The sequence below is a fragment of the Spirillospora sp. NPDC049652 genome (assembly GCF_040675125.1).
Classification (GTDB): Bacteria; Actinomycetota; Actinomycetes; order Streptosporangiales; family Streptosporangiaceae; genus Spirillospora.
Map to the genome: position 1 here is coordinate 1 of NZ_JBFAOF010001234.1, position 1800 is coordinate 1800.

Below are 1800 nucleotides of genomic sequence, written 5' to 3' on the forward strand. Positions count from 1 at the left end.
TGCGCCGACCGCCTCGGCGGTCCCGAGGACGTCCCCGAGCTCAGCGGCGGCGAGCCTCCACATCATGCTGATCAACGCGCGCAGGGACGGCGGGGGCGGCCTCGCCGCCGACCTCACCGTCGACCTCACCGCGCTCGCCGACCTCCTGCGCGACCGTCCCGTCCAAGCCGCCGCGATCTACCGGCAGCTTCACCTCGGCGGCCACTACAGCGGGGGAGCGGTCTCGCGGGAGGTACTGCCGGTCGTCCACACCCTCCTCGACAAGGAGCACACGGCGGCGCAGCTGCTCGCGCTGCGGCTGGTGCGCCGCGGCGGCCGCGACGCCGGATGGCCGGACGAGTGGCGCGAACCCCTCGCCCGGCTCCGCGCGTCACCGCACGCCGACGTCGCCGAGCCCGCCTGGGACGTCAGCACCGACGACGGGTAGCCCGGACGGGACGCCCGGACGGGACGCCCGGACGGGCCAGCCGGACGGGATCAGTCCGCGCTGGAGGCCGACCAGATGTTGATGCCGGCCTCCACCGCGTCCCGGTCGATCGCGGCCAGCTCGTCGGCGCTGAAACCGAGGTTGTCCAGGCTCGCGATGCTGTTCTCCAGCTGCGCGACGCTGCTCGCGCCGATCAGCGCGGAGGTGACGCGCCGGTCGCGCAGCGTCCACGCCAGGGCCATCTGCGCCAGCGACTGGCCGCGCGACCGGGCGATCTCGTTCAGCGCCCGGATGTGCCGGAGGGACTCGGGGGTCAGCAGGTCGGGCGACAGCGACTTGCCCTGGCTGGCCCGCGACCCCTCCGGGACGCCGTCCAGGTACTTGTCGGTGAGCATGCCCTGCGCGAGCGGCGAGAACGCGATGCAGCCGACGCCCCGGTCCTCCAGGACGTCGAGCAGGCCGCCCTCGATCCACCGGTTCAGCATCGAGTAGGACGGCTGGTGGATCAGCAGCGGCGTGCCCATCTCGCGCAGGATCTCCGCGGCCTCGGCCGTCCGCTCGGGGGAGTAGGACGAGATGCCCGCGTACAGCGCCTTCCCGGAGCGGACGGCGTGGTCGAGCGCCCCCATCGTCTCCTCCAGCGGCGTCTCCGGGTCGAAGCGGTGGCTGTAGAAGATGTCGACGTAGTCCAGGCCCATCCGGGACAGCGACTGGTCGAGGCTGGCGAGCAGGTACTTGCGCGACCCCCACTCGCCGTACGGGCCGGGCCACATGTCGTAGCCGGCCTTGGTGGAGATGATCAGCTCGTCCCGGTGCGGCGCGAGGTCCTCGCGGAACAGCCGGCCGAAGTTCCGCTCGGCCGAGCCGTAGGGCGGCCCGTAGTTGTTGGCGAGGTCGAAGTGGGTGACGCCGAGGTCGAAGGCGCGCCGCAGGATCGCCCGCTGGACGTCCAGCGGGCGGTCGTCGCCGAAGTTGTGCCACAGCCCGAGGGAGATCGCGGGCAGCTTCAGTCCGCTGCGCCCGCAGCGTCGGTAGTCCATCCGGTCGTAGCGCTCGTCGGCGGCGGCGTAGTTCATGGGGACCAGTCTTGCATGTCCGGATCAGCGTGTTTGACCAGGTCGGCGACGCAAACCGGGAACCGGGGGAGCGGGCCGCTCGACAGGGCCTCCCCGCCGGGGGGAAAATACTGAACGTTCGGTCGGTAACGCGGGGGACGGCGCCGCGGCGCGCCCCACTGCGGACGAGGAGGTCCCGTGAGCGTGCTGCGCAGCTATCTGTCCGGTTCCTGGCAGGAGGGAGGCGGCGAGGGCGCGCCCCTGCGGGACGCCGTGACCGGCGAGGAGGTCGCGCGGATCTCCACGGCGGGCCTGGAC

The 1800-nt window shown here is 72.7% G+C and carries 2 protein-coding genes; one reads left to right on the plus strand and one right to left on the minus strand.

Annotation, left to right across the window (positions count from 1 at the left end):
- A partial coding sequence (locus AB0J52_RS38905; RefSeq protein ID WP_500188072.1) for a hypothetical protein occupies positions 1-427 on the plus strand: 427 nt, incomplete at its 5' end.
- A gap of 50 nt (positions 428-477) precedes the next feature.
- Here the strand turns inward: AB0J52_RS38905 and mgrA are convergent.
- Complete coding sequence (gene mgrA, locus AB0J52_RS38910) at positions 478-1503, minus strand: L-glyceraldehyde 3-phosphate reductase (protein WP_500188074.1); 1026 nt, start codon at positions 1501-1503, stop codon at positions 478-480.
- Positions 1504-1800 lie beyond the last annotated feature (297 nt).